The organism is Actinomycetospora lutea, from assembly GCF_028737205.1.
Taxonomy (GTDB): domain Bacteria; phylum Actinomycetota; class Actinomycetes; order Mycobacteriales; family Pseudonocardiaceae; genus Actinomycetospora; species Actinomycetospora lutea.
In genome coordinates this window covers 1-18,349 of sequence record NZ_JAQZAL010000033.1, presented here as the reverse complement: position 1 = coordinate 18,349, position 18,349 = coordinate 1, and the positions used below count along the sequence as shown (strand labels likewise).

16 protein-coding genes and 1 pseudogene are annotated in these 18,349 nt (G+C 69.3%); 10 read left to right on the top strand and 7 right to left on the bottom strand.

Features of this window, described 5'->3' with window-relative positions:
* Positions 1-32: 32 nt before the first annotated feature.
* The 3 genes and pseudogenes from PHK61_RS32150 to PHK61_RS26760 form a co-directional block, all read left to right on the top strand.
* A pseudogene (locus PHK61_RS32150) lies at positions 33-146 on the top strand (IS701 family transposase); the annotation flags it as partial.
* Between the two features lie 651 nt (positions 147-797).
* Entirely contained in the window at positions 798-1,202 is a 405-nt protein-coding gene (locus PHK61_RS26765; protein ID WP_274284078.1) for an FAD-dependent oxidoreductase, read from the top strand.
* 448 nt (positions 1,203-1,650) lie between these two features.
* Positions 1,651-1,899 (top strand): hypothetical protein, encoded by a 249-nt coding sequence (locus PHK61_RS26760; protein ID WP_274284077.1) that lies wholly within the window; start codon positions 1,651-1,653, stop codon positions 1,897-1,899.
* Positions 1,900-2,088: 189 nt separating this feature from the next.
* Here PHK61_RS26760 and PHK61_RS26755 read toward each other — a convergent pair whose 3' ends face one another.
* Positions 2,089-3,417: a pentapeptide repeat-containing protein gene (locus tag PHK61_RS26755; protein WP_274284076.1), complete on the bottom strand. Its 1,329-nt coding sequence runs from the start codon at positions 3,415-3,417 to the stop codon at positions 2,089-2,091.
* 483 nt (positions 3,418-3,900) lie between these two features.
* On the opposite strand from PHK61_RS26755, the gene PHK61_RS26750 reads away from it, so the two are divergent.
* Positions 3,901-5,235: a pentapeptide repeat-containing protein gene (locus PHK61_RS26750; RefSeq protein ID WP_274284075.1), complete on the top strand. Its 1,335-nt coding sequence runs from the start codon at positions 3,901-3,903 to the stop codon at positions 5,233-5,235.
* A complete protein-coding gene (locus PHK61_RS26745) occupies positions 5,201-5,572 on the top strand; it encodes a pentapeptide repeat-containing protein (protein WP_274284074.1) in 372 nt (123 codons plus the stop codon). The genes PHK61_RS26750 and PHK61_RS26745 overlap by 35 nt, the downstream gene beginning before the upstream one ends.
* A gap of 400 nt (positions 5,573-5,972) precedes the next feature.
* On the opposite strand, the gene PHK61_RS26740 is transcribed toward PHK61_RS26745, so the two are convergent.
* The 4 genes from PHK61_RS26740 to PHK61_RS26725 all read right to left on the bottom strand — a co-directional run bounded on the left by PHK61_RS26740 (position 5,973) and on the right by PHK61_RS26725 (position 11,933).
* Positions 5,973-6,362 (bottom strand): histone-like nucleoid-structuring protein Lsr2, encoded by a 390-nt coding sequence (locus PHK61_RS26740; RefSeq protein ID WP_274284073.1) that lies wholly within the window; start codon positions 6,360-6,362, stop codon positions 5,973-5,975.
* Positions 6,363-8,894: 2,532 nt separating this feature from the next.
* Positions 8,895-9,461, bottom strand: coding sequence for a sortase domain-containing protein (locus PHK61_RS26735; protein WP_274284072.1), 567 nt, complete (start codon positions 9,459-9,461; stop codon positions 8,895-8,897).
* Between the two features lie 80 nt (positions 9,462-9,541).
* A complete protein-coding gene (locus tag PHK61_RS26730; protein ID WP_274284071.1) occupies positions 9,542-10,342 on the bottom strand; it encodes a hypothetical protein in 801 nt (266 codons plus the stop codon).
* A 259-nt stretch (positions 10,343-10,601) separates the two neighbouring features.
* Positions 10,602-11,933 carry an RNA polymerase sigma factor gene (locus tag PHK61_RS26725; RefSeq protein WP_274284070.1) on the bottom strand — a complete coding sequence of 444 codons (1,332 nt, stop codon included), beginning with the start codon at positions 11,931-11,933 and terminating at the stop codon, positions 10,602-10,604.
* A gap of 714 nt (positions 11,934-12,647) precedes the next feature.
* Between PHK61_RS26725 and PHK61_RS26720 the strand changes: the two genes are divergently transcribed.
* The 5 genes from PHK61_RS26720 (at position 12,648) to PHK61_RS26700 (ending at position 17,062) form a co-directional block, all read left to right on the top strand.
* Positions 12,648-13,577, top strand: a complete 930-nt coding sequence (locus tag PHK61_RS26720) for a hypothetical protein (protein WP_274284069.1) — start codon at positions 12,648-12,650, stop codon at positions 13,575-13,577.
* 514 nt (positions 13,578-14,091) lie between these two features.
* Positions 14,092-14,868, top strand: coding sequence for a nuclear transport factor 2 family protein (locus PHK61_RS26715; protein ID WP_274284068.1), 777 nt, complete (start codon positions 14,092-14,094; stop codon positions 14,866-14,868).
* A 421-nt stretch (positions 14,869-15,289) separates the two neighbouring features.
* Entirely contained in the window at positions 15,290-15,655 is a 366-nt protein-coding gene (locus tag PHK61_RS26710) for a hypothetical protein (RefSeq protein ID WP_274284067.1), read from the top strand.
* A gap of 183 nt (positions 15,656-15,838) precedes the next feature.
* Complete coding sequence (locus PHK61_RS26705; protein ID WP_274284066.1) at positions 15,839-16,597, top strand: thermonuclease family protein; 759 nt, start codon at positions 15,839-15,841, stop codon at positions 16,595-16,597.
* Between the two features lie 129 nt (positions 16,598-16,726).
* Positions 16,727-17,062, top strand: a complete 336-nt coding sequence (locus PHK61_RS26700; RefSeq protein WP_274284065.1) for a hypothetical protein — start codon at positions 16,727-16,729, stop codon at positions 17,060-17,062.
* 313 nt (positions 17,063-17,375) lie between these two features.
* On the opposite strand, the gene PHK61_RS26695 is transcribed toward PHK61_RS26700, so the two are convergent.
* Together PHK61_RS26695 and PHK61_RS26690 are read right to left on the bottom strand one after the other, a co-directional pair.
* Positions 17,376-17,708, bottom strand: coding sequence for a hypothetical protein (locus PHK61_RS26695; protein ID WP_274284064.1), 333 nt, complete (start codon positions 17,706-17,708; stop codon positions 17,376-17,378).
* A gap of 6 nt (positions 17,709-17,714) precedes the next feature.
* A complete protein-coding gene (locus PHK61_RS26690) occupies positions 17,715-17,990 on the bottom strand; it encodes a rep family protein (RefSeq protein WP_274284063.1) in 276 nt (91 codons plus the stop codon).
* Between the last annotated feature and the right edge of the window lie 359 nt (positions 17,991-18,349).

Sequence of the window (18,349 nt, the reverse complement as noted above, 5' to 3'; positions counted from 1 at the left end):
CGACCAGGCCGTCTTCGAGCCGGAAGATGCGCGAGCTCGCCCGCGTCGCCGGCGCCCGATGGGCGATCGAGGAGACCTTCCAGACCGCGAAGAACGAGGTCGGCCTGGACCACTACCAGGTCCGTCGCTACACCGCTCGTTGGCGTCGACGTGAGCAGCGTCGCCGACGACCACCACACGGCCCCGGCACGCCGGGCGCCCTACGCCGTCGCCGGCCAGACTGAGTCCCAAGAGACCGTCAACGGCCATCCGACCAATCAAGCGCTCTGGACAAGTCTGCGGCGGGCGAGCAGCCAGTAGCCGGCCCCGGCCAGCGGGCGGATCGGGGCGCGGGCCCATTGGTGGCGCCAGGCCCAGATGTGGGGCAGTGCAACTGGCGGGTAACCTGACGGCCCGCCCAGCCTTCGGCCACGCCGAGGTCGGGACCTTGGCGAGCAGGTCGGGGGTGTGCTCGGCACTCGCCGACAACACGCCCAGGGCCGCCGCACAAGCAGCCAGCGGGCTTGAGGCGGCACCAGGCGTAGAGGGGCCTCCGCGACGTGTCGCGTCCATTTAGCTGTCGGAACGCCGACTGTGCGAAACTCTAAATTTCCCGCTGCCGTACCAACGATGTAGGACTCCTCAAGCACGGCTGATGTGCCATCCTACCAAGCGCGAATCTGGGCGGGCCACGTCTATGTCTACCTCGAAGATGCCGGCTGCTGATCAGCGCGGGCACCGCGAGCACGTCATCGGCTCGAGACCTTCGGGGTGGTTCCCCGACGCCCGGACAGCCAGTTCATCGGTAATCCTCGGGCATGACGACCTCGGTCGTGTCCCCGGCCGTGCTCATCGTGGGCGCCGGGATCGCCGGGCTGGGCGTGGCGGCGGCGTTCGACCGCCGCGGTGTCCGCGTCGCCGGCGCCCGATGGGCGATCGAGGAGACCTTCCAGACCGCGAAGTTGCTGCCGCCCGCCGTGCGCGACGCCGCGCTCCGCGAGCGAGGCGACAACATGCTCCGCGATCGCTACCGACCCCTGGCAACGCGGACGTCGACCGCCGGCCGGCGTATCCCAATGGCGCCCGGGGCACTCCGGCGACATTGCCTGGTGGAACGTCCACCAACACTGCCGCGAGCAGCCCGACAGCCGTCGACCACCACTCCCTCGTCAGCGCGCGCCGCCAGCCGTCCGCGCCGCTCGCCGCAGGCTGCTCGTCGTTGACGCCGTCGGCCCCTGGGTCCCCCATGCTCCACCGTCCGCGCGCTCGTCCCTGCAGTTGCAGCCGATAGACCTGAGGGCTGGAAGTCTGCCCACCCCGGCCATCCGGTCGCCTCGCTGACCGCACCATTCTGGCCGTCGGCGCGGCCGCCTCAGCCACGCGTGTTGTTGAGCCAGCGTCGGCGAAACGGGGCTGGTCGACGCCTCCGGGCGCTGTCCGGGTGTCAGGCGAACTCCGGAGGGCCAAGGCGACTTGAGCTATCGGAGGAGGCGTAGCGGGAACAACTAACCGAGCACCAGCTGCTCTACTTCGAAAGTCCACCGTCGGCGAGTGCCCAGGGTCGTCTGATCCGTAGTTACGTGCCTACCGCGTGCATACCCGCTTTCCTGGGCAGCAGCGGGCACCACCGGTGAACCGAAGGGCGTCAGAGGCGATGGTGGGCGGCAGTTAGTGGATCAGATTGTGCATCGAGATCGACTGAAGATCGCCGAAGAGATCGATCCGCCCGCCGGGCAGGGCGCCCGCTCCGAGCTGAGCTATGCGTCCCCCGGGCGAGAAGCTCCCCGGCTACGGCTGCATCGACACGAGACCGCCGAGGGCCGGGTCGTCACCGAGGCCCTGCTGCGGGACACCTGGGTGGAGCTGCTCGCCACGGTATCGCCGGCGACGCGCGGAGCGCTCGAGGAGCGCCTCCCATGACGGACACCCCGCCCGGGTGGCGCTGCTCCTTCTGCGGCTACGGCTTCCCACCCGGGAGACTCCGGCCGACGCGTTCTGCTGGTCCTGCTGGCAGAAGATCGAGACTTGCTGCGAAGGCGCGCCGCTGCCCCCAAAGGGCGCTCCGTGAAGCGCTGCTCTGCGTGGTCCGGGTACAGCTACTCTCGGTGCTTATCGCGGAGTTCCGACCGTTCCCGTTAGGTCGACGCCGACCGCGCCGGAGAGGTTGGCGCCGGTGAGGGTGGCGCCGGTGAGGGTGGCGCCGGTGAGGTCGACGCCAGTGAGGTTGGCGTCGGTGAGGTTGGCGCCGGTGAGCTCGGCGTCGGTGAGGTTGGCGCTCTCGTACCCGGGCCCGAGGCCGTCTTTGATGGTGGGGTCGGCATCGACGGTGAACTCGGTGCCCGCGAGGTTGGCGCCGGTGAGGTCGGCGCCGTTGAGCCGGGCCCTCTGTAGGTCGGCGCCGCCCAGGTTGGCGCCGGTGAGGTTGGCGCGAGTGAGGTCGATTGCGGAGAGGCTGGCGTCTGCGAGGTTGGCGCCGGAGAGGTTGGCGCCGGAGAGGTCGGCGCCTCTGAGGTTGGTCTCGAGGAGCTTGGCGCCGGAGAGGTCGGCGCCGGTGAGGTTGGCCCAGTGGAAGTTGGCGCGGGTGAGGTCGGCGCTGCCGAAGTTGAGATATGCGAGGTCGATGTCGTCGCCGAGTCTGGAATCGGTGAGATTGGCGTCGGTGAGGATGACGCCGGTGAGCTCGGTCGCGACGAGGTGGAGGCCGGTGAGGTTGGCGCCAGTGAGGTTGGCGCGGGTGAGGTTGACGTGGAGGACGTCGCGGTCAGAGACGAGGGTGGCGCGGGTGAGATTTGCGTCGGTGAGGTTGACGTTCTCGAGGTCGGCGGCGCGGGCGAAGTTGGCGCCAGTGAGGTTCGCGCCGGCGAAGTTGGCGCGGAATAGGTTCGCCCCGGCGAGGTTGGTGCCGGTGAGGTCGCTGCTGGTGAGGTTGGTGCCGGTGAGGTCGATGTCTGTGAGATTCAAACGGCAGACCCGGTCAAGGGAGAGCCTCGCTATGTTGTCATTCTTGCGGTCGCGACGACTCAACACCACGAGAGCAGCGACAACATCAGTTGGCGGAGCGTTCAGCGGCGTCTCGCTACAGGCAGGCGTCCCAGCGATTGGGACGTGATTGCGAACGTAAGCGGAGAGGACTTCTACCACGGTGGGATGGTCACGGGGGGAGTCACGAGCGAGTCTCTCGAGCGCGTAGATGCCGCCTAAACGCACATCGGGCGCGGGGTCACCGAGCTGGACAACCGCACGCGTGAAACGCTCGGTGACTTGCCCCTGCTCCGCTACCGCAATCTGGCGCTCGGTGGACAGCGATTGGGCGGCTGTATAACGCAGCGCCGCGGTTGCGACGAAGGCGCTGATGATCGCGGCCAGGGCCGTGGCTAATGAAGCAGCAGCAGCCGGGTTCGCCTTGATACCTCGCCACCCGCTCGATAGGGGGGCCAACAAACGACGCCATCGAGACCGCGGCGAGGGCTGACTCAACCCAGTGCGTGTCCGGCCCGCGACTCTTCGTGTCCGCGTCTTCCTGCTCTCCGGGCGCCTCCGTCCTCGGACTCGTGCCATGTTTCGTCACCCGCCCCAACGCGGCGCGCACAGAAGGCGGTGAAACCGCCCTCTCGCGCTGCAGTTCATGCAGGAGGATAGGACCACAGGCGGCTCCGACATCGAGCCGTCCACGCGGGGTGATGGAATCGTGACGTGGGCGGAGCTCCGCAACGCCATCGCCAACGGAGTCCTCGGCACCGACCGGCACTGGAACGGCGAGACGATGGACGCCGACCATCAGTAGACTGAGCGCCACCTGAACGCGATGCTAAAGCAGGTTCCTCGAGCAAGACCCTTGGTAGACCACACTGCGGGTTCATGGGGGTTGATCGAGGATCTTCTCGTTGGCGGCAGCTCAGCTCATCGGTGCCGAGCCTACTCGTGGCCCTGGCCGTCACCACGCTGCTCGTAGGTCTCAGTGTCGCCGGCCGGGTGGCGTGGTCGGAGTTCGCTGCGTTCGTGCGAGCGATCTGGTGGGCGCTCCTCGTTGCTGCCGCCTTTCTGGTCGCCGCTGCGGCCATTCGGCGACGGCTCCGCTCCGGCCAACCTCGGCGAGACCCTGAGATCACCCCGATCTCCACGGGGGCTCTCGTGCTTGTCGTTCCGGTTGTCCTGGTCGTGGGCGTGGGGGTCACGCTCTGGCTCTACGGCATGGCCACTACCCCGCCAGCGCCGGGGCAGTCGTCCGACGCCGCGCTTCGGATCGACGCGATCCGTACGGGTCTCACTGTGGCGGTTGGCACCAGCGGCGCCTTCGGCCTCGTCCTGGCGTTCAGACGTCAGCAGTCCACCGAGATCACCGGCAGGAACCAGATCGTCGACACAACGGAGCGGCGGATCACCGAGCTCTACACGAAGGCCGTCGACCAGCTCGGGTCAGAGCAGGCGCCAGTACGCCTGGGCGGCCTCTACGCCCTCGAACGGCTCGCGCAGAACACCCCCGAGCAGCGCCAGACCATCGTCGATGTCATCTGCGCCTATCTGCGCATGCCGTACCGGCAGCGCTCAGCCAGTCAGAATCCTTTCTTTCCTACAGACGAAGGCACCGAAGCGCGGCACGACGATGCGGCGCTGCAGGAACGACAGGTCCGACTGACCGCGCAGGAAATACTTCTTGAGCACTTGATCCCGGACCACTGGTCTGTTTTCTGGGAAGGCATCGACCTCAACCTCCGTGGCGCCCATCTAATCGACTTCGGCCTACCTTCGTGCCATGTTCGGAGCGCCAACTTCATCGGGGCTACCTTCAGCGGCCGATCCTTTTTCGTCCGGGCCACCTTCAGCGGCGGCGCCTATCTCCGCGCGGCCATCTTCAGCGGCGACCTGGCCGACTTCGGCGAGGCCACCTTCAGCGGTCAAGCCGACTTCGATGGGGCCACCTACAATGGCGAGGCCTACTTCGGGGAGGCCACCTTCAATGGCGACGCCGACTTCCGCGAGGCCAACTTCGGCGGCGTCGCCCACTTCGGCGGCGCCACCTTCATCGGCGACGCCGGCTTCACCGAGGCCACCTTCAGCGGTGCCGCCAGCTTCACCGAGGCCACCTTCATCGGCATAGCCAGTTTCGGCAAGGCCACCTTGAACGGCATAGCTAGTTTCGGCGAGGCCACCTTCAGCAGCGACGCCTACTTCGGCGGGGCCACCTTCCGCGACAACCCCTTTTTCGTCAAGTCGGCCTTCGGTGGCGACGCCCGCTTCAGAAGCGCCACCTTTTAGCGACGACGCCCGCTTCAGCAACGCCACCTTCAGCGGCGACGTCGACTTCACCGAGGCCACCTTCAACGGCGACGTCACCTTCAGCTACACCACCTTCAACGTCAACTCCACCTTCTACGGGGCCATCTTTAACGGGGTCATCTTCAGCGGCGACGCCGACTTCACCGAGGCCACCTTCAACGGCGATGCCCACTTCAGGGCCACCAGGTCTGCGCCGCACAACGTAGCGTGGCCCTCAGGGTGGGCGCTCGATCAAACCGCCGAGCCGGATGTGAAAGGTCGCCTCCCCCTGGAGCGAGTGCCAGAGGAGAGTGAGATAGCCGAGTCGGACCAGTGACTCACAGCCGACCGCACCGCCGGCGCCCAGGACAAGGGGTGGCGAGTCGAGGCCGGTGGCGGTCACAGCGCCGTGCCCGGCGGCTGAGCGGGGGATCGACCTCGTCGACCTCGAGGAAGACCCGGGCCCTTCGACGACCCTGCGAGCCGACGACCATGGACCAGCGATGGGCCTCTAGCCCAGGCGGGCCCGCCGGCGGCTCCGCTTCCTTGGCAGGCCGGTCCAAGTTCAGCACGCTGCCGCCTTCGCGCAGCTCGGAAGCGCACCAGCCCCAGGGCGCTGACAATCCTGGGGGTTATCGGCTCGGGTGCGAGATGGTCAGAGTCGCCCGATTGGTCCGCGGGTCGTCTAGAGGGCACGGTGCGAGTGGCTCGCCTCATCCATGAGGCGAGCCTCGCATCTAGCGGGCGCGGTGGTAGGCCTCGGTGAGCTCGCGGAGAATGCGGCCGCGATCGCTGATGGTCATGCCCTGGGTGCGGACCCAGTCCCGGATCGCCTGGTTCTGCTCGCGATCGATCGAGGTTGCGCCACCCGCGCGGTCGCCAAGCCCGCCGCGACTCCCTGATCGAGCCCGCGACGAACCGGTCACGCCGGTCGAGCTGCCCCGCCGGCGTCCCCCGGTACGTCGCGCGTGCTCGACAAAGTCGGTGAGCGCGTCGCGTAGCCCGGCCGCGTGCTTCTCGGTGAGGTCGATCTCGTAGCTCACCCCATTAAGACCGAACTCGACGGTCTCGTCGGCTTCGCTCTGATCGAGGTCATCGAGCAGGGTGACAATAGTGCGCTGCGCCATGGTGGCCTTCGGATCCGGCGGGCCGAGTACTGCTCGGGAAAGCCCCCCAAGCGCAGCATCAGTACGCCGATCCCAACCAACACAGATGGTAAGGCACTGGTTGCGGACGTGCGAGAAGCGCCGATGAAGACGCTGGCTGGCTGGCACCTCCAAGAGGAGGAGCCTGCGCTGAGACAATCGACAGGGCTCAGCCCACGAGCCATAAGGCTCGGAGACGGCGCAATCCATTCAGCACAGGCACGAAGCACGAAGTACCAGAGCGTTGGTATGCGCGAACGGCATGATCAGCGCCTGCATCGGTGCACGTCGTGGGTCACACCGTCCTCTGCGGCGAGGTCTGGTTGTCGGCGTTCTCGTTCGACGACCGGCCCTCAAGACAGGAATCGGGTCGCGGCAACGATATGGCCGAGCGGCCGCGCGACGATCCCTTCACTCGATCGCGTCCAGTCGACGCAGCACCCGCACATGCGCCCCCCAGGTTGCTAGGCCCGCTGGGCGACAACCCCGACGTCGGCGGCGTTGTGGACCCGACCCGACGGAGGGATAGCCGTGCCTAGAGTTGCGCTTGAGGCCCTGCCTACTCTGTTCGGGCCCCTCCGAAGAGAGGCCGGCGACCCTGACGATGAGCAGCTTCGGGCCGCGGCTGCAACAGGGGGTGGTCCCGCCGCGTCCCGTGATGCCGCCGGGGTCGGTCGGGTCGACAAGGTCGGCGGTTCGGCCTGGTTCCCGGAACCGTCCTGAGGGCGGTTCACCGAGTGCTCCTCTAGCCGAGTCCGCTAAGCGCCCTCACCTCTCCCTACACGACAGGAGCGGATCAGGCTAGCGTCGCCGCATGTCCTGGTGGGGGTGCCTGTTGTGGGGCCTGTTCGGCGGGGCGCTGGTGGCAGGGCTGGACTTCGTAGGAGTGGTCGGCCGAATCGGAGACTGGCCGTGGCGCGCGCGCAAGAAGCTGCGAGCGGGTCCCTATGTGACCGCCACCATGGTCCGGCTACTGCTGGGTGGCGGCCTGGCAGTCGCGGCCTATCAATCCGGAATACCCCTGACGCCTCTGGCGGCAATCGCCGTAGGAGTCGCAACCCCATTGCTCATCGAGAAGCTTGGTCAAGCCGGGGCGGATGTGCTCGGAGGAGGTGGAGCTCGGTGACCGACCCATCAACCTCGGGGAGAATGTTCGGTCGGGCGTTGTTTGGGCGCGCGGCTGGTACGGCCGCGCAAGAGCCAGAGCGGACGGGATGGTGGCCAGAATTCTGGGCGGCACTGATCGGGCGAGCGACGATTCGGATTGACGCCGCCATGGGCGGGGCACAGAATCAACTCGTAGAACGTGATCAAAGCGATTCGGCGACGGCTAGCCCTGAAGCATGCGACCCTGCCGATAGTCAGACCGATACGGACGGGTCGATTCAAGGAAGGCTTACCCAGAGGGGGGGCCTACTACCCCGCCGTCGCCTGACTCAGTTGTTCGCACGAGATCGGACGCGCGGCGACTTGGTTGGGCTGACCATCATCTTAATTGCGATTGCGGGCGAAATGGGCGCCTTCTACCTCGTCCTGAACACGATATTGGACAGCTCGCCTACGCGCTCCATTCTTGCCGCCGCAGCTCCTGGCGCCGTCGCGTCCGGACTCGCACACCTAGCTGGCAAGGCTCTCGCCCGTCGATCTTACGGCGATCCGCAGGCCAGCTTATTGCAGGCGTTATCGGCGTTGGGAGTCTGGCTGCTTCTTGGGGCCAGCGGGCTCGTCACGCTACTCTTGGACCTTAACGTCTCGCCCGCTGGCGGACCTCCCGAAAGTTCCCAGCAATCCGAATCCTACGCGAGCGTCGGGCTAGACTCAGTAACAACGACCGTCTTGTTCGGGATCTTGTTTGCCTCTAGCGGGATCGCCGTGCTCGTGACCACGTACATCTCATTCAATCCCGTCGCCGGCACTCTACGACGGCTTGAGAAGCGGCTTATGGAAGCGACCGAGGCCGAGCGGCGCAGCCGGGCGGAGCTCGTACGCGCGCGCGAAGTGCTACGTCAGCAGGAAAACGAGCGCGGCCGAGAAGACCAGCGGTGGCGGGCTGCGCGCCAGCAGGCGACAGCCGAGATGCTAGAGCTGCAGAACTACGCTCGTACTCTGATGGCAGCAAGATTGAAGGACCCCTCGGCGACCGAGGCACTAACCGACTCTGGACCGTATCCGCCTTCTGCGAAAGGCGGGGAGGTCGTCGACTCAGAGACTCTCGCATCGAGGAGGCAGGATGCGCCTAGTGGAGCTTATTCAGGCGAAGAGAGTCTTCGTGAGAGCGTGGACGACGAGGGCGACGCTCCAGCCTCGACGTCCTCGGAACCCGGCCAGCGTTCGTAAGCGCAGTCCAGCCTCGCATCAACATGATAAGGGCAGCCCTGCAGCCCGATCCGCTCAGCTGACATAGAACCGGGTTATCGGATGGCCCGTAGGCGAAAGTCTCGAGAAGTGCTGAGCTTGCTCTCCAGACCTCTTGAGGCGGAGCCTCCGACGATCCTGGCTACAGGTAGATGAGCGTCAGGTTCGGTAGGCCTCGAGGGCGGTGCCCAACACGATGACGTTGTCCTCGTAGCTGTCGGCGTTGGTGTCGAAGGTGCCTCCGCAGGTGATGAGTCGCAGCTCCGGGCTCGCGGTGGGGCCGTACACCGCCTGAGTCGGGAACGCGTCCTTGTCCACCTGCGCGACGCGGTCGACATGGAATACCACTGTCACGCCGTCGCTGCGGTCGACGATCACCTGGTCGCCGGCCTCGACCTCGGCGAGCCGGGCGAACCCGCCCTCGGCACCTCGGTAGACGACGTGCGAGGCGTAGACGGCGGGACCTTGCTCGCCCGCCGACGCGCCCTCCGCGTAATGCCCCACCGTGGCCGCGTCCCGCGGCACCTCGAGACGACGGTCCGCGTCCTGCCCGAGCTCCGCGAGCCGTCCGGTGTCCAGCCCGATCGAGGGCACCCGCAGCCTCGTCGTCACGGCCGGGGTGAGTGGCAGCCCGACCGCCGTGCGCTGCGCGGGCAGCCCGACCGAGGCCGGACCGACCCGGCCGCCACCCGCGACGGAGAAGAACGCGACGGCGAAGGCGGCCACTGCGACGAGCAGGAGGACGACCGAAACAACACCCGGGCGCCTCGACACTCGTCGCGCCGGTGACGCCGCCCGGTAATCAGTCACGGCGCGCTGCGGCGACGGTGCCAGGCAACACCGCCGGCGCCCAGCGCCGTCAGACCGACCGCGCCCGCCGCAAGCGGCACGATCGGAACCGTCGCGCCGGAACCGTCGCCGGCGGCCACGCCCCCCTCCGGATACGCGGCGTCCTCAACGTCGTCTACCGACGGCGCGCCCTGCTCGAGGCCGGCGTTGACGACCTCGACGCGCTCGACGTCCTGCCCGCCGGAGCCGCACCGCACCGCGGTGCCGTCGCTGTAGGCCACCCACCGTCCCCCGTTCCACAGGTACACCGATGTCGGGTGGATGTTCGTCTGCTGGTTGACCGTCACCTGCTGGTTCACCACCGTAGTTGGCTGGTGCTGCGGCCCCTCAGGCCCCCTAGGACCCTCCGGACCCTGCTCTGGAACCCGCGGACCTTCGGGCGCCCGCGGGCCCTGCGGCCCTTCGGGCCCCTCGTTGCTGTTCTCGCACTCCTCGCGGGCGTCGGCGAGTTCACGGACGGCTTCCTGGAGGGCCCGGCCGGCGGCCTGCTGGGCGTCGAAGAGCCTCGTGTTGCGCTCCGCGGCCCGCTGCGCGGTGACGCGGGCGTCCTCGACGTCGGCCGAGGTCGCGCTGTCGTCGGCCTGCAGCCGCTCGTAGGTGGCGCGGGTGGTGGACATGACGGTCTTCTGGCGTTGGTAGGCGGCCAGCGCCTCGTCGAGGGCGCTCTGGCGCTCCCGCACGAGCGCCTTCGCCTCGACCACCGCAGCGCACGTCGGTTCGGGCGGGGAGGCGGCAGCGACACCGGCGCCGAGGGGCAACAGCAGCCCGGCCGCCAGGACCCGCCGAGCAGGACACGGACGCCGGTCGGTAGGGCGCAACGCTGGGACATCGGGTCTCCTCGCGGCTCGTCCCGCGACCGTGCTCGGTGGCGGTGACACGGGTAAGAGCGGCGGACCCCAGCGACTCGCACACCTTTCTCGAGGACTTTCTCGACGACTTCCGCGGGGGGAGCTCTCGGAGTCACGGTGAGTGCGGTCGGGTGGCTGCCCCCGGGCTGGCCGAACCGGAAGCGGCTCGCTATCCGCCGCCGAACAGCCCCCCGCCACCGCCGTCGCCGCCGCCGGCACCGTCGCCACCGCCGCCGCCACCACCGCCGCCTGGACCGCCCGGAACGTCGCCCCCGCCTGCGCCGCCGCCGGGGTCACCGCCTTGTCCGCCGTCCTGGCCCTGGTCTTCGCCGCCCTGTCCCCCCTCACCACCGCTGTCGACGACGCTCGGCGGGGTGGTGGATCCGCTCACGGTCGTGCGACGGACAGCCGGCGGCACGACGCGAGGCCGAGTCGTGGACGTCGAGGTGGCCGCGATCGTCGGCACGGCCGCTGCGGTGCGAGGGACCGCGCTGGCGCTGATCTCGTGTGCGGGGTGGCTCGCGGTCGCCTCCGTGCCTGGACCGGTGGTCAGGGGCGCGATCGCGACGAGAGAGACGGTCGCCGCGGCGACGAGAGGAGCCGCAACCGCGGCGAGCGCGGCGGGCGTTCCCGACCCCACGCCGGCGGGCCACCAACCGTGGTGGGCCAGCCCGCTGGTCTTCAGCAGGGGGGTGGCGTGCTGCACGACCGAATCCCCGAGCCATGCCGGTGCCGGGATGATCACCGGGGCCGAGGCCAGCAGCGCCTGGGGCGTGACGAGCTCGCGGCGGGCTCGGCTGCAGGATTCGCAGCGTTCGATGTGGCGGTTGAGCCGTTTGCGCAGCAGGACGGTCATCGCACCGTTCCAGTCCGCGAGCAGCGCGGCGAGCTCGGGACAGTGCTCGCGGTGGTGGCGGGCGACCAGCGTCGCGCCCAGGCAGCGCTCGATGGTGGTCCGCAGCCGCGAGACCAGGGTGTTGGCGTTGGTGGCGCTGACACCCAGGGCCTCCGCGAGGGCGGGACCGTCCAGACCGTGCTGGTAGTGCAGCTCGAGTACCGCGCGATCACGATCGGCGAGCCCACCGGTGGCCTTCGCGACGAGGGAGACGAGCTCGGTCCGCGCAGCCAGCGTCTCGGGCCCGTCGGCGGCGCTGGCGGAGTCGGGCAGGTCGTCGGTGGGTTCTTCCCGACGTCGCCGGCGAAGACGGGCCAGGGCCTCGTGGCGTGCGATGGCGTAGAGCCACGGCCGGAGCTTGTCGGGCTCGCGCAGCTGCCCGAGCCGTGATGCCGCGGTGCAGAACACGTCCTGGACGCAGTCGGCGGCCGCGTCGGGGTCACGCAACATCCCGAGACAGAAGTCGTGCAAGGCGTCGCCGTAGCGCCGATAGATGGCCGCGAACGCCGTCGGATTGTTCCGGGCGGCCATCGCCAGCGCCGCGTCCTCGACGAGGACCGGTTCGGTGGCCGGCCTCGGGTCGGACGACTTCCGTTGGTGGGGCACGCGTACCGAGGTGCGGACCAGGCGCGGCCGCGATGCGGCGACGATCGGACGGGCCGTGGCCACCGGTCCGGTCTCAAGGCCTCCGGACGCTTCGCCCGCCCGGGTCGGCGACGACATGTCGACAGCCGTGCCGAGCCCGTGTCGGCCAGCGGGTGCAGCAGCGGAGTCAGAGCGAGGAAGCTCAGGGCGCCCCGCCCCGTCCCGGGCCGTCACGTCGTGGTGTCCGCACGGTGCCGGGCATCGAAACCAACCAGCATGTCCCACCTTGCTTCCCGCGAGCAGGACCGCGACCTCGCCGACCGACGGTCATCCTCGCTCCCCCCGGAGTCGTGATCCACGCATCGCTACGCCGGTCACGATCGTTTCCTCCGCTCGCCCGGCGGCGCCCCACGCGGGCCGAGTGGTGGTCGAGACGCCGTTGGCCGGAACCGACGTTGCTCCCAATGGCCGACATGGAGCGCCGACCACAATGGGGGTCTCCGGTGAGGTTCGACCCGGTGCCCGTGTCGAGGCGTGGCTCCGACCGCGACCGACGGCCGATCGCGGCCCGGCGATCGGATCGTCACGCCTCCCGGGTCCGAGACGGCGGGGCCGACATCCGCGGAAAAATCTTGGAAGAAGTTCTCGAGAAAGTGTGCGAGCCACCCGGGCCCGCTGCTCCTACCCCCGTCACCGCCGCCGAGCACGGCTGCGGACGAGGCACGAGGAGAGCTGATGTCCCAGCGTTACCTGCCGTTCCGCTACCGCGTCCTGCTCGGCGGGGCCCTGACCGCCGGCGTGCTGCTGCCCCTCGGCGCCGGCGTCGCCTCCGCCGAATCACCCGCCTCGTCGCCCATCACAGCGCAGTGCCCGGAGGTCGTGTCGGCCCAGCGCGTGGTCGACCAGCGCCAGGCCGCCCTCCGGGAGGCCGTCGCTGCGTACAAGCGTCAGAAGCTCGTCGTGGCCGACGCTCAGGCCGAGTACCGACGACTCCAGGCCGACGACAACGCCACCGCCGCCGACATCGAGGCCGCCCGACTCACCGCGCAGCGAGCCGTCGAGAAGCAGACCCGGCTCTTCGCTGCACAGAACGCCGCAAACAACCCCCTCCAGGAAGCCATCCGCGAGCTCACCGAAGCCCGCGAACACTGCCCGAGCCCCGGCGGCGGCGGCAACGGCAACGGCGGCGGCAACGGCGGCGGCAACGGCGGCGGCAACGGCGGCGGCAACGGCGCCCGCACCGGCGGCGGCACCGGCGGCGGCACCGGCGGCGGCACCGGCGGCGGCAACGGCGGACCGTCGACCCCGTCGGAGCCGACGGTGGTGAGCCGGCCGGTGATCATCAATCAGCAGACGAACGTGTACCCGAGGTCGGTGTACCTGTGGAACGGCGGTCGCTGGGTGGTCTACAGCGACGGCACCGCGGTGCGGTGCGGTTCCGACGGGCAGGAGGTCGAGCGTGTCGAGGTCGTACAGGCCGGCGAGGAGCAGGGCGAGCCGTCCCCGACCGACGTTCAGGACGCCGCGTACCCGGAGGGAGGGGTCGCCGCCGGTGACGGCCCGGAGGCGACGACGCCGGTCGTGCCGATCGCTGCGGGAGCCCTTGGGGTCAGCGCCCTGGGCGCCGGCGGCTACATCTGGTACCGCCGCCGCAGCGCGCCGTGACCGACACCCACCTCTGCCCGGCGCTCCCGGAGGGCGCCGGGCAGAGCCGCGGGGGAGGTGTCGCGAGGGCGGTGACAGCGGAGGTGGGCTGTTCTGCGGCTGGCCGGAGGCCCGTAGCTGCCGGCCAAGCCTCCAGCGCCAGCACTCTCTGCCCGCTGGCGTCGCGCATCTACCAGGGGAGACGAGCCTCCATATCGATCGCTTCTCGTTCTCACCGTCGCGGAGGGCACGGCAGCGTCCCTGATCCCGGGCCACGCCAACCAGCACAGATGCGACCGCGCGAGTAACGCGCCGAGCGAACGCAACGACGAGCGGTGCATCCAGGGGGGGACCGTTGAAGGAAATACATCAAGAGGCTCGTAGGCCTGGCGCCGGCGACCCGCCCACGGAGCCGCTGCTCCGGCCATCCGGGAAGGGCGCAGCAGGAGTTCCGCCGCCTGGTGCCGCACCGAGCACCACACCGCGCCGACCAGCGCGGGCAAGGCTGATCGGGACAGTGGCGGTGGCGACACTGGTGGTCGCCGTCGGCGGGGTGTGGTGGCTGACTGCCGCGTCGACGTCCACGCCGGCTCCGGTCGCCTCCTCGGCGACAGCTTCCGCCGGGCCGACAGCTCCGCCGCAGCAGGTCGGTCCGGCGACCGTCGACAGCGATGGGCGTCCGTTGCCGTCACCCGCGAGCGACGGAGCGCGGCGCCTGTACTCGGCTCTCGAAGCCAACGACATGTCTGCTGTGCGAGCGGTGTACGCCCCCGAGGCCACCGCTGCCTGGTGGTCGACGTTGCGGACACGCCTCTCTCCTGAGGTGGTCCGCGTCGGGTTGCTCGAGGCCTTGCGCCTCCCGCCCCAGCCGCGACCCGAGGTCGACTATCTCTACGCGTCCGGCGACTACGGCATCGGACTCACCGAGACCGGACGCGTCGCGTTCGTCGGCACCGGACAGCGGACGGCCACGGCCACAACACCCACCGGACGCTCTCCCTCGGGCTCGCGCGCCGTGCCCTTCGAATGCGAGGACTCCTTCGTCGGCGACGGGCTCCAGACCCCGGAGTGCGACGTGCAGGGCAACGACGCGGACCCCAGCCGCTGCTCGACTGAGCTCGAGACGTGCCCGACCGGCTACCGGGAAGGCGTCACCAGCAGCGCCAACCCCTACGGATGCGACTTCGACGCCATCTCCGCCCAGAACCCGTGCCAGTGGCGCTACGAGGACCAGGGCGACCGCCCCAACCCCGTGACCGCCGCCCAGCGCTGGGCTGTCTGCCACCTCTCGGGCCACCGGGACTTCTGCTGACCGTGGGAGCAGTACGAGGCCTCCTGGACCTCGGCCACCAGTGCAGCGAACTGGGCCGGCGGCGCGGAGCCCGAGCTCGTCGAGGCCGCGCTCTTGAGTGCGGCCGCGCGAACGGCTCCTAGAACCACCGAGCCACCTCACACCGCCCGCTGACGTCGTCCCCGTCCGACACATCGGGCTCTCGCCACCGGGCGAACAAGCGCGCGCTGTCTGGGCTGGTCAGCGGCGTGGAACGCGCAGGACCCGCACCACGACGAGGCCCGATCGACGTCCGCGACCCCGCGGTCACCACGATCTACATCAACCCCGACCGGACACCCGCTGACCGCGCGGCTGGTCTCGTGACAGCTCTTGAACGCGTGCGCCGATACCGTAAGGAGGAGCGGCGAGCGCACGCCCAGCTGATGCAGGGCGATGCTCAGTGACCACGACCGTCCTGTGGCGGGCGACCTCGGTCGACACCCGGTATTTCGGTCGGGGCAGCTTCTGGACGCCTTCCCGTGCGCGAGCCGAGTGGTACACGACAACGCCTGGCTTCGGTGGCCCCGCGGTGTACCGCACTGAGGTCCCCGACTCCGCGTCGATCCTCGACCTGCGACACGACCCGTGGCAGGTCCTCGGCGAAACGTTCAGGCTCGACCGTGACGACTACGACGCCGCCCCAGATCACGAGCTGTTCGCCGATCTCGTCCCGGTTCTCGCCTCGTCGGGTGCCAACTGGGCGCCCTTCCGCATCGGCATGGACGAAGAGTGGATTCGGCTCGACGACCAGAAGATTTGCCGTTGAGCGCGGGGAACCTCAACGGAACCCGTAACGGCCCGCACAACGTCACCGACAGCAATGTCGAAGTGATCCACGGCTGAGGTTGCGCTGCTCGGCGCGGAACCTCGGCCCGCGCGTACCCACGGGCACCGGCGGTGATCGACGTCGACCCGCGCTCATACGGCGTTGCACCCAAGGGGCCCACTGATGACGAACCGCGAACCTCGCCACCAGCTAGACGAGAAGGCTCCGGCCAAGGAACCCCTCGGCAAGTCACTGAAGAAGATCTTCCTATGGACGACCGGAGTGTTCGTCGTCCTCGTCGTCATCGGGTCAATCGTCGGGGCGAACAAGGCGCCAATACCTGTTCGAGCGGCTACTCCGGCGGCGGCGCCCGTCGTGTCCAATTCGGTAACCAACCCGAACCCGGCGAGAGCCTCTGCGAACCCCGCGCTGCCACCCGGCGCAGAGCAGGTCACAGTGACGCGCGTGGTCGATGGCGACACCTTCGAGGTGGGAGCCCGGCGCATCCGGGTGCTCGGCATCGACAGCTGTGAAGCTGACACAGCCGGCGGACGCGACGCCACCGCCGCGGCGCAGAGCTCCGTGGGCAGCCCGGAGCGGATCGTCACCCTGACCCGCGAGCCCGGAGTCGACAAGGACCGCTACGGCAGGGAGCTTAGGTACGTCGCCCTCGCTTACCGCTCGACGCCGTCCCTGGCCCCGCAGGACTTTGGGAAGTACATGGTCGGCGCCTACCACACCGGCGTCTATCAGGGCCGGAACGACGCCTCCGACACCGTCGTGGCCGAGCTCCGCGAGGAGGACCAGTACAGCGGCCGAGACTGCTCATCGAGGCCTGGTCCCACCGGCGACGTCGATGTGGATGTCGACAACGACGGCGACCGGAACATGCCCGACGGCGCTCTGACCGGCGGATACTGCGCCCGCAAGTGGTGGTGCTGACTCGCGCTCGACGGGCCCACGTTGACAAGCCCCGGCCCTGGTCACCGACCGGGGTCGGGGCCGCGGTCGTCACTCTGCGGCTGGTCGGCGACGTCGATCGGTGGCAGAGGCGACGACCCGATCGGCGGGGTGACCACGGGACGCCAGCCGCGCAAGGCTCTGCCGATGACCGAGATCGACGTTTCCGTTGTCCGCGCGAGCTTCGCGATCCTGCGGGCCACGCTCCCCGACCAGAAGGCCGATGAAGGGACCACCGGCGTCCCACAGATCGAGGCGACTCTCGCCCACCTCGAGCAACGACATGGGTCACGGGCCGTCGCTCATGCGGTTCACTTCGTCGCCTTCCAGACCCTTAGGGCCATCAACACGATCATGCCCGAGACTGCGGACTTCAAGCTGAGCGACTATCTCGATCACCACGAGCAGCGCCACATCCTTGAGCTGGAGAACAGGCCGGGCCAGTAGGCGCGAGAACCGCCCTGGCCTCGCCCGACCGACTGCATCAGACACAACCACCGCCCAGCACCGCCCGGGCCTCGTCGCGCACCCGTGGCGGGCGCGCGCGTCCCAAGATCGCGCACGGCGGGTCGGCACCACTGCCAGTCGAGTCCGCGCTCGTCGAGCCACGCGACCGCGGCGGCGATCCCGCCCTCGTCAGTGACGGCCAGGAGCTCGGGCCTGACGGCGGCCGCGGCTGATCATCATCCAGATGTCACCGATGAGCGCGACCGCATCGTCCCCGCCGATCTCCTCGGCGGCGATCTCCTCATCGGACTGTTCACGTCCGAGCCCGGCGAAAGCGGCGCAGGTCCATCCGGCCGAGGCTCCACGTGAGCTGTTTCCGGCCGTGGTTCGCGTCCTCGTATTCGCGCCACAGCTCGACGTCGTCGACCTGGTAGGTCTCGGTCGCGTCCCGGAGCAGGGCGAACGGCGAGCGCCCGGACCGCGAGTTCTTCGTGAAGGTCGAGGTGAGCTCGAGCGCGGCCTTCCCGAAGTAGCCGGCCAGGCCCTCGTCGCCGTCGACAACCCGGCGGGTGTCGACGCCACGGGCCGGGGTGCTGTCGAACCCGTCGCGGCGCAGCGCGCGGTCCCAGCGGCGCCAGGAGTGCATCGCGACTCACGCGGAGTGCCGCTCGGACACGGCCGACGCCCAGGCGTAGATCACATGCGCGTGGACGTGCCATACGGCCCGCGCGGTGTGGGTGATCTCGACGATGCGCGCCCAGCCGAGTAGTCCGTCCTTGTCGCGCATGCATTCCTCGCCGCCGGTCACAGCCCGCCACGCCGCGGAGACCGCGTCCCAGACGTCGCGGAGCCGGTGCCCCTTGTGGTTCCGAACGGTGTAGGTCGTGAAGTCCATGACGCCGCCCGCGGCCTGCACCGCCTCCATCACGGTCGCGAGCTTGGAGGCCCGACGCGAAGCGAATCTTCCCGGCACAGCACGGGCACGCCCACACGCTCCCGCACGTCGCGAGCCCGGCGTAGCCGCTTCGTCCACCACTGGCGGTGCGCAGAACCGGGTTCCCGGTCCCCGTCAGCGTGGCGCGCCGACACTCCCGCAGTCTCTTGATCGTCGTCAGCGAGCGAGCAGCGCCAGCAGCGCCCACCGTTCGGCGCGGCGGGCGCGAGCGGAGAGGGCATCTTCTATCCCGGTCACCCGGGACGTGGGCGACACCGAAGAGATTTCCGCATGGTTACCTAGGGCGTGTCTCTTGGATCACGACCGGGACCAGAGCACGAGGCTGGCGAGCA